Source organism: Pseudomonas sp. GW531-T4, assembly GCF_017349615.1.
GTDB lineage: Bacteria > Pseudomonadota > Gammaproteobacteria > Pseudomonadales > Pseudomonadaceae > Aquipseudomonas > Aquipseudomonas chlororaphis_I.
On sequence record NZ_JACMZT010000016.1, the window covers coordinates 129305 to 137994 of the forward strand.

At 64.1% G+C, this 8690-nt stretch carries 8 protein-coding genes and 1 pseudogene; 3 read left to right on the forward strand and 6 right to left on the reverse strand.

The features are described 5' to 3' along the window. Positions 1-6: 6 nt before the first annotated feature. The 4 genes from J4D28_RS15355 to cpaB are packed head-to-tail and all read right to left on the reverse strand — an operon-like array spanning position 7 to position 3591. Positions 7-1281, reverse strand: coding sequence for a CpaF family protein (locus tag J4D28_RS15355; protein ID WP_009046793.1), 1275 nt, complete (start codon positions 1279-1281; stop codon positions 7-9). Then, positions 1278-2468 carry a pilus assembly protein gene (locus tag J4D28_RS15360; protein ID WP_207246428.1) on the reverse strand — a complete coding sequence of 397 codons (1191 nt, stop codon included), beginning with the start codon at positions 2466-2468 and terminating at the stop codon, positions 1278-1280. The genes J4D28_RS15355 and J4D28_RS15360 overlap by 4 nt, the downstream gene beginning before the upstream one ends. Next, entirely contained in the window at positions 2465-2632 is a 168-nt protein-coding gene (locus J4D28_RS15365) for a hypothetical protein (RefSeq protein ID WP_177477901.1), read from the reverse strand. The genes J4D28_RS15360 and J4D28_RS15365 overlap by 4 nt, the downstream gene beginning before the upstream one ends. Before the next feature lie 20 nt (positions 2633-2652). Next, positions 2653-3591 carry a Flp pilus assembly protein CpaB gene (gene cpaB / locus J4D28_RS15370; protein ID WP_103331478.1) on the reverse strand — a complete coding sequence of 313 codons (939 nt, stop codon included), beginning with the start codon at positions 3589-3591 and terminating at the stop codon, positions 2653-2655. 322 nt (positions 3592-3913) lie between these two features. On the opposite strand from cpaB, the gene J4D28_RS15375 reads away from it, so the two are divergent. The 3 genes and pseudogenes from J4D28_RS15375 to J4D28_RS15385 form a co-directional block, all read left to right on the forward strand. Further along, entirely contained in the window at positions 3914-4153 is a 240-nt protein-coding gene (locus J4D28_RS15375) for a Flp family type IVb pilin (protein ID WP_101281751.1), read from the forward strand. A gap of 72 nt (positions 4154-4225) precedes the next feature. Further along, entirely contained in the window at positions 4226-4639 is a 414-nt protein-coding gene (locus J4D28_RS15380) for a response regulator (RefSeq protein ID WP_028681576.1), read from the forward strand. A gap of 6 nt (positions 4640-4645) precedes the next feature. Then, positions 4646-4993: pseudogene (locus J4D28_RS15385) on the forward strand (autotransporter outer membrane beta-barrel domain-containing protein); the annotation flags it as partial. 63 nt (positions 4994-5056) lie between these two features. Here the strand turns inward: J4D28_RS15385 and J4D28_RS15390 are convergent. Next, positions 5057-6727 carry a ShlB/FhaC/HecB family hemolysin secretion/activation protein gene (locus J4D28_RS15390; protein ID WP_009046800.1) on the reverse strand — a complete coding sequence of 557 codons (1671 nt, stop codon included), beginning with the start codon at positions 6725-6727 and terminating at the stop codon, positions 5057-5059. A gap of 198 nt (positions 6728-6925) precedes the next feature. Further along, positions 6926-8560 carry a collagen-like triple helix repeat-containing protein gene (locus J4D28_RS15395; RefSeq protein WP_103331480.1) on the reverse strand — a complete coding sequence of 545 codons (1635 nt, stop codon included), beginning with the start codon at positions 8558-8560 and terminating at the stop codon, positions 6926-6928. Between the last annotated feature and the right edge of the window lie 130 nt (positions 8561-8690).

Consider the following 8690-nt stretch of genomic DNA (forward strand, 5'->3'; position numbering starts at 1 on the left):
CCTGGCTCAGTTGATGGGCAAGTCGGCGTCGCGTCGCAGCTTGTCGCCAGCGGGGTTGGCCGCTTCGCGCAGAAAGCCGAAACCGCTACGTCGGTTCAGACGGAACAGGGTGTTGGTGACGTAGATGTTCTCGCGCACGCCGACCACTTCCACCACCTCGCTGACGCAGCGCCGGCCATCGGGCAGGCGCGTCAGTTGAATCACCACGTCCAGGGCCGCGCAGATCATCTGCCGCAGGGTGCGTTCGGCCACCTGGCGCCCGGTCAGGCCCACCAGGGTTTCCAGGCGCAGCAGGGCATCCTGGGCATTGTTGGCGTGCACGGTGCTCATGGAGCCGTCGTGGCCGGTGTTCATCGCCGTCAGCACATCGAGCACTTCGACGCCACGGATCTCGCCGAGGATGATCCGGTCCGGGCGCATGCGCAGGGCGTTGCGGATCAGGTCGCTGGCCTTGACCTCGCCGTGCCCTTCGGCGTTCGGCGGCCGGGTTTCCAGGCGCACCACATGGGGATGGCCCAGTTGCAGTTCGGCCACGTCCTCGATGGTCACCAGGCGTTCGTGAGGGTTGATCAACTGGCTGAGAATATTCAGCAGGGTGGTCTTGCCGGTGCCGGTGCCGCCGCTGATCAGGATGTTGCAGCGCTTGCCCACGGCCTCCTGGACGAATTCGAAGATGGCCTGGTCGATGGTCTGCATGGCCATCAGGTCGCTGCTCTTGAGCATGTCCTTGCGGAATTTGCGGATCGACAGGCAAGGGCCGTCGAGGGCGATCGGCGGGATGATGGCGTTGACCCGGCTGCCGTCGGGCAGCCGGGCATCGACCATGGGCGAGGACTCGTCGAGGCGTCGGCCCAGGGGCGCGAGGATGCGTTGCATGACCCGCTCCACATGGTGCGCGTCGATGAAGCGCAGGTCGCTCTGGTGCAGCACGCCATCGCGCTCGACGAACACCCGGTGCGGGCCGTTGACCAGGATCTCGGTCACTGCCGGGTCGCGCAGCAACACTTCCAGCGGGCCGAAACCGGTGAGTTCGTCCACCAGTTCTTCGGCCAGGCGCTCCATTTCATAGCGGGAAATCGCCAGGTGCAGGCGGGAGATGTACTCGGCCACCTTGTCGGTAATGAAGCGTGCCAGTGCCTGGCGCGAACCTTCCAGCAGGTTTTTTCCCGACTCCTCGATGGCGTCGATGACGTAGCGATGCAGCACCAGCTTCAGGCCCTCGTGATCGGTGTTGCCGATGGGGCTGTGGGGCTGGGCGCCAAAAAGTTTTTCTGTGCTCATCGACTTCCCCTGAGGCGCTCGAACCAGCCGGGCCTTGCCGTGGGCAGTCCTTGGGAGCGCCTGGCCAGGCGCTCGCCGAGGGTCTTCAGGGCTTGGGTGAGGCCTTCGCGGGGGGCCAGTTCGAACAGTGTGACGCCCTGGTTTTTCGCGTTGAGACGCACCTCGGGGCTGTAGGCCAGGACCGCGATCACTTCCAGGGCAAAGCTCTTGCCCAGGGTTTCCGCATCCGGCGCGACCCCGCGCAGGTAGCGGTCGACCAATAGGCGGGCGTGTTCCAGCTTCATGCCTTTTTCGCGCCAGAGGTTGAGCACCGCGAGGTTGCGGCGGCAGTCGAGCACGCTCTGGTCGGTGTACCAGAGCAACTTGTCGCAATGGCCGACGAAGGTGCGCAGGGCTTCGCTGTCCGGTTGCCCGGTGAGGTTCACCACGATGTGCTGGAAATGCTGGCGCAGGGCGCTGAGCAGCATGTACAGCTCGGCGGCGCTGGTGCGCTCCAGCGGCTCGTCATGGCCGGCGTAGGCCAGGATCCGCAGCCCGGCGTCGGTGCTGGTGAAGGCACTGTCGATCAGGGTCGCATCCAGGCGCCGCAGGTGGCGCAAGGCATCGCCGAAGTGGAACGAGCTTTCCAGCCCCAGCAGCGCCAGGCTGTCGCCGCGCGGCAGGCCGAGGTCGAGCAACAGGGTCTGCTGGCTGCTCTTCTGCACCACCAGCGCCAGATGGCTGGCGAGCAGGGCGCCATCGGCATCGCTCTGGGTGCCGTAGAGCACGGTCAGGCCGCCGAGCTGGGTGCTTGGCGTGACCTGGGGCAGGCGTTTGCTCAGGCGCCGTACCAGGCCGGCCACCTCGCTGGAGCGCGAGCCGTAGGCCACGAAGTCGCGGGCCCCGGCGCGCATGGCGTTGAGTACCAGTTGGTTGTCCATGCCATCGCCCAGGGCGACGATGGCCAGCATCGGCTTGGCCTCCAGCGCGCCCTCGATCAGCGCCGCCTGGGTGACCACATGCTCACGATCGAGGCCGACGAAGACCAGGCTGGCGCACGTCACATCCACCAGCGCCAGCAACTCGTCGAGGCTGCCGCTGCCTGCGCTGACCACCTGCCCGAGTGGCGCCAGGGCGCCTTGCAACCATTCCAGGTCGGTGCCATTGCGGGTGATCGCGAGGAAGGTCTGGCTCAGGTTCTGACTCATTGCGATAGCCCACTGCGTTGATTGAAGTTGCGGTTTTCCAGGGAATACGGCGAGTACCCGTTCGGATCGTGGTTGTGCAGCGGTACGCCGACCTCGACAGGCACACCGCTCGACATCAGAGCCCGGATCAGGCCTTTGCACAGGGGCTGGGAATCATTGGACATGAAGAAGTGTCCTTGCATGATCAGGGTGTTTGTTGGCTCGCTTCGATGCCGCGTATGACTTCTATCTGGGCGCGACGCGCTGCGGCGTCGAAGGTTCTGGCGGTGGAGGGAGAAGGGGAGGACAGGGCCAGCTGGTTGAACTGGACCAGGGACCTGTCGACGTTTTGCAGATGCTTCGACGCGCTTTTTTCGCCCGCCCAGTAATGCGCCAGGCGTTTCTCGTCGGCGCTGCGTACCGCCAGGCGCAGCACGCCGGCCTGGGCCGCAAGCATCAAGCGGCTCAGCAAGGGTTCCGGGACGGCCAGCAACACGCTGCGCGCGTTCAGGCGACGCTGATCCTGCTTGAGTTTTTCCTCGGCACTGGCGGGCGGCGAGCCCGGCTTGCCATCGTTGGTCAGGCCCAATTGCTCGCCGATGCCAAGTACCCGCAGGGCCGGCACCACGACCTGGGCCGAGGGCAGCAGGTTGTTGCTGTCCTGGCGCAGGAACAGCAGCACATCGACGTAGTCGCCAGGGCTCAGTTGCCCGCTGGCGCCGATGACTTCGTCTACCGCGACCGCCAGGGCGCGCTCATCGGGACGGATCATGCGGGCCACGCTGCCACCGGCTTCGAAGCTTTCCTCGCTCAGCCAGGTCCCCGCCGACAGTGCCCGCCATGGGGTGCGTCCGATGACCTGGTCGAGACTTTTGAGGCTGCCGGCGGGGGCGGTACGCAGCCGCTCCAGCGTGACATCGCCGGCCTTGATGGGAACGAACGGAGGGATGTCGCGGACCAGCACCGCGACGGGCTGGCGGGTCGCATCTTCGGCGGAAGCGGTGACGGTTTGCACGGTGGTGAGGGAAGGCTGCGCTACAGGTTCCGCTGCGGGCCGACGACTCAATGCCACACCCCAGTAACCGGCAATGAGGGCCCCCACCAGAAACACCCCAGCCAACCCCATAGTGATACGACTGTTCATGACGGCTCTCCCTTTCCCGCTGCATCACCGACTCGCAAATTCCAACGAGCCAATTTCGCAATCAGGCAGCTATGAACATGCAACTATTTCGCTATTTGAAGGTAGAACAGCTGCAACAAAACGCCATTACTGTTGAGAAAATAACTTGGCTCCTCCGCGCCCTGTCCGATGCCGCGTTTTTTTGACGCCAAGGGAACGAACTAATACTTAATGATTAATCAGTTCTTACAGTTGTTGGCTGGAAGTTTGTTGACAATGCTGTGGTGGCACAGGGGAATCATGTTGCAACGCTGCAACACTCGGTGCATTGAGGAGAAATCAGATGTTCTTCATTCTCGCCACCCAATGGATCGCCCTTCAGACCTCCCGGCTCCTGCGTTTCCTCAAGGACAACGAGGGGGCGTCAGGGATCGAATACGCACTTATCGCCGGTATGGTGGCCGTGGCCATTTCGACATTTGTACCCGGCATATCGGAGGCTATCTCCGGTACCTTCGAGACTCTGCAAGCGGCGTTGGAGGGCGAGACTGCCGCTGCCCCTGCTGCTCCTAGTGGTGGCTAGTAAAACCGGTCCTCAAGGCTTTATCGAGGCGTCGCTACCCTCAGTACGCAAGTCACTTTCCAGGTATTGCCCATGAGCTCCTCTTCGTTTCCACGCCAGCAGCTTCTTCTCGTGGACGACGAAGAGGACGCGCTGCTCGAGCTGGCCGAGCTGCTGGAAGGTGAAGGCTTTTGCTGCTTCACCGCGACCTCGGTCAAGCTCGCCCTGGCCCATCTCACTCAACACCCCGACATCGCGCTGGTCATCACCGACCTGCGCATGCCGGAGGAGAGTGGCCTGTCGCTGATCCGGCGACTGCGCGATCACACCTCCCGCCAGCACCTGCCGGTGATCGTCACCTCGGGTCATGCCGACATGGACGACGTCAGCGACCTGCTGCGCCTGCAAGTGCTGGACCTGTTCCGCAAACCCATCTACCACGTGCGCCTGCTGGAGACCCTGAATACGCTGTTCCCGCAGCCGCACATTCATCTGGTCAATCCCTGAACCTGCGTGATGATCGATTCGTACCGGGGAAAAGGCAGCTCGGTGGAATTGAATGTCGCCAGCCAGCGTTACGAAGTGGGCGAGCTGGGCATCGGCGCGCGCCTGGCCGCCGCGTTCGATCTGGGCCAGGACAGCCTGGAGCCGGAAGCCAGGGTCATGGCCTGGCACGACTTCATCGCTGACAAGGCCAACACCACCTCGACCTTTGTCCTGGGGGGCACGCCATTCACCACCAGCGGTGCCTCGCCGGTACGCGACAGCTACGAAGCGAGCCTGGGTGGTTCCTACAACTACCTGACCAAGACCGACTTCTCTGCCGACACCTTCACCGCCAAGGTGCGCTACGACTTCTGATGCTCGCCTGAACAAAACGACCCGCCTTTGAGCGGGTCGTGTTCGTTTGGCTTGAGGGGCTTTTTACAACTGGTAGCTGAAACTCAGGGTGTAGCGCGGGCGGCGGTTGTGGGTGTCCAGCGCTTCATCGGACATCGGCTTGGCCGCTTCGAGGGAGATGTTGTAGTACTTGGCGTCGCCAAAGCGCAGGCCGATGGCGGCCGATGACAGGCTGTTGCCCTTGACCGGCAGTTCGTTGAACCAGGTGCGCGAGCGATCCAGCACCACGTATGGCTGGAGGATTCGCAGCCAGCGGTCTTCGCGATTGAAGCTGTAGTTCACCTCGTAGGCCGCGCCCCAGCCCTTGTCGCCGGACGCCTGGTCGTCGGGGTAACCGCGGCCGAAGTTCTGCCCGCCGAACACCGCGCGCTCGCTGTCGGGCAGGTTGTCGCGGCTCCAGTACAGGGCCGCCGACAGCACCCCTTGCCAGTTGTCGAAGAACTTGTCGCTCTGCACGCCGGACAGGCGCACGCGGAAGAAGTCCAGGTCATACAGGTCGTCGTTGGTCTTCGCGCCCAGGGCGTCCAGCCCCTGGTACACCCCGGCACTGAGAATCCTTAGTTGGCGTGCGTTGGCCTTGCGCCAGTCGCCCTCGAAGGCCAGGGCGCGAACGTTGGTTTTCAGTTCGACGCTCTGCGGATAACCCACCACCTGATAGCGGGTCTTGTCGTTGACCGCATACAGGCGCGAACCGAGGATCAGCAGTTCGTTGGGCGATGCGATGACCGGGTGGCTCAAGCCTATGGAGTAGCGATCGTTCTCTCGGTGGGGCTTGAGTTCGAGGCCGTTGTCGAGCTGCACATTGGTCCCCGGGTCGGCGCGGTAGCGCGTGCCGTACAGGCTCAGCTGGGTGCCTTCGTCATTGAGAAACTGGTTGTAGTCCAGGCGGTAGTAATGCTCGTGATCGTCCCCCGGCGGGAACAGGCCGCTGAGGGTTACCTGCTCGCCCATGGCGGTCTGCGAGTTACTGCTGACCGCCAGCAGGGCTTGCAGGCCATTGCGGTTGTCGTCGGTGGTGCTGAGGCTGCTGGTGAAGGGTTTGCGGCTGGCCTGGGCAATCAGGTAGGCCGCGCCGTCGGTGGTGCCCGGTGGCGGCACCTGGGCTTGCAGGGTGACCCCGGGAATGCGGCTCATCAGGGTGGTGTAGTGCTCGAAGGTCTTGCGGGTCAGCGGCCGTTCAGCCTTGAGTTTTGCCACCAGTTTGTCGAGGTAGGCCGAGACCGGGCCGATATCGCCCTGCAGTTGATAGTCCTTGATGTAGCCCTCCACCAGGACCACGCGCACGGTACCCTGGTCGAAGTTCTGTTGCGGCAGGAACGCGTAGGACAACAGGTAGCCGTCCTGCTGGTAGCGGCGAGTGATTTCCCGGGTGGCTTCGATCAGTTGCGCCAGGGTGCTTTCATGGCCGATCAGCGGCTTGTAGATCTCCGCCAGCTCGTTCAGCGGATAGAGGGTGCCTCCTTCGATCTGCACGGTGCTGACGTTGACGGTGGTGCCCATCATCAGGGGCTGGGCCTGGGGTTCCGTGGGTGGCGCCAGCTTGGGCGCCGGGGTCGTGGGGCGATAGGCGTCGGCCGGCAGGTTGGGCACCGGCAGGTTGCGGATGGTTTCGTTGCTATTGAGAAAGCTGGGAAGGTTTTCGGCGTGGACGTATGAGCAAAGCGAGACTAACAGCAAGGGAGCCAAAGCGCGCATAGGACACTCCATGGTCAAGTCGCAGCAACGCGAGAGGTACTTCAGTCGGCGGCGCTTGTCAGGGTCTTGGCCTTGATCAAGTACTGCAACCGTCATGCTCCAGACAAGAAAAAGACGAGAGACTCAATCGAATCCCTCGTCTCCAACCAAGCGTAGGCGCTGTAGGTAGGGCCGTCGAATCGGCCAGGTGCAAAACGCTTATCGGCTGCCGCCCAGGGTTCCGGTCAAGCCACCGAGCACACCGCCCAGCACGCCGGTGGTGCCCGTGGTCCCGCTGCCGCTGGTGGTGCCGCCGTTGACCAGGGTGCCGACCGTGGCGACGGTAGCGCCGACGGTGTTGACGGTCTGGCCGACGGTGCTCACCACAGGGTTGGGGGCGCTGGCGGTGATGCTGGTGCCTACCGTGCTGACGGCGCCGCCTACCTGGGTGAGCAGACCGGCGACGGGGGTGCCCACTCCGGTTGTGGCGCCGACTTGTTGGGTCAGGCTGGTGACGGTAGTGGTGACCGGGTTCAACGCTGCACCGACCGTGGCGCCGACACCGGCCAGTGGCGCAGTGGCGCCGACATTGGCGACACCGGTGCCGCCCAGGGCGCCACCCACCGAGGCCACCACGTTGCCGACCGAGGCACCGCTGACACCCGCGGCACTGACCAGGGTGTTGGTGTTGCCCGCATTCAAGCCGTTACCCAGGTTGACCACCGCACCGCCGACGGTTTCCAGAAGGCCTGCGCCGCCGATGCCGCCACCTGTGCCCGAGCCGCTGGTGGTAGCCAGGCCGCCGGCCGTGGTGGCGGTGGTACCGATGTTGTTCAGGGTGCCACCGAGGGTATTGGTCAGCGGGTTGCCGCCGCCGGTGGTGGTGATTTTGTTACCCAGGCTGTCGACCACGCTGCCGACCCGGCTGACCAGCCCGTCGACCGGGGTACCCAGGCCGGTCGCGCTGCCCACCTTGCCGGTCAGGCCTTCTGTCAGGGTGACGACCGGTACCAGCAGGTTGTTGCCCACCTTGTCTGTCACTGTCCCCAGGGGGCCGCCACTGGTCACGGTGGTGAGGGTGTCGCCGAGCATGCTGACCTTGCTGCCGACGCCGTCGAGTACCGGCGCCACCCGGGTGACCACGCCGCCCACCAGGGGAATGCTGCTGGTGCTGGTGGCCAGTTTGCCGCTGATGTCCGAGACGCCATCGCCGACGTCCGACACCACGTTGCCGACTATGGCCGTGGTCTTGCTCAAGGCCTGTGGATCGCTACCCAGTTGGCCGAGGCCATTGGTCAGGCCATCGCCTACGGTGTCGACCACATTGCCGGAGGTGTTCACCGCGCTTTGCAGGACCCCGCCGACTACCGGAAGCGGAGCCAGCGCGCTACTGAGGGTGCTGACACCGTCGCCGACGCCGCTGATGGTGGTGCCAAGGTCGGACACCAGGGTCGAGGTGACCAACGGGGTAGTGGTGGGTGTAGTCGGATCGGTCGGATTCGTCGGGTTGGTCGGATTGGTGCCGCCACCGCCACCGGTTCCGCCACCCGTGCCTCCGGTGCCGCCAGTGCCACCTGTCCCTGCGGTACCGCCGCCGGTCCCACCTGTACCACCGGTGCCGCCACCCGTTCCGCCGGTCCCGCCTGTGCCTGCGGTGCCTCCACCGGTTCCGCCTGCGCCACCCGAACCGTCGCCGGAGCCGCCGGAACCACTGTCGGTACCTGCCGCGCTGTCAGGCGAGGAGCTGCCGGAGCTGCTCTTGTGGCCGCCACCGCCGCTGCTGCAGCCGGTCAGGCCGAGGGCCAGGATCAGGGCCAGTGCTGTGCTTGTTTTCAACCAGACTTGAGTTTTCATGAGTGAGATTCCTTGCACCTGTTACAACGTTTTGTTGTTTTCGATAACTCCCCAGTTCTGTTGCTGGAGATGTTTTCGTCCGTTGTCGCTATAAAAGGTCCAAGGGTTTTTTTTCACCATTCTCAACTTG

Bases quoted from the DNA above. Each gene is read 5' to 3' on its own strand.
- J4D28_RS15395 (WP_103331480.1), bottom strand. From the start codon at position 8,560: ATGAAAACTCAAGTCTGGTTGAAAACAAGCACAGCACTGGCCCTGATC.
- J4D28_RS15380 (WP_028681576.1), top strand. From the start codon at position 4,226: ATGAGCTCCTCTTCGTTTCCACGCCAGCAGCTTCTTCTCGTGGACGAC.
- cpaB (WP_103331478.1), bottom strand. From the start codon at position 3,591: ATGAACAGTCGTATCACTATGGGGTTGGCTGGGGTGTTTCTGGTGGGG.
- J4D28_RS15360 (WP_207246428.1), bottom strand. From the start codon at position 2,468: ATGAGTCAGAACCTGAGCCAGACCTTCCTCGCGATCACCCGCAATGGC.
- J4D28_RS15375 (WP_101281751.1), top strand. From the start codon at position 3,914: ATGTTCTTCATTCTCGCCACCCAATGGATCGCCCTTCAGACCTCCCGG.
- J4D28_RS15390 (WP_009046800.1), bottom strand. From the start codon at position 6,727: ATGCGCGCTTTGGCTCCCTTGCTGTTAGTCTCGCTTTGCTCATACGTC.
- J4D28_RS15365 (WP_177477901.1), bottom strand. From the start codon at position 2,632: ATGTCCAATGATTCCCAGCCCCTGTGCAAAGGCCTGATCCGGGCTCTG.
- J4D28_RS15355 (WP_009046793.1), bottom strand. From the start codon at position 1,281: ATGAGCACAGAAAAACTTTTTGGCGCCCAGCCCCACAGCCCCATCGGC.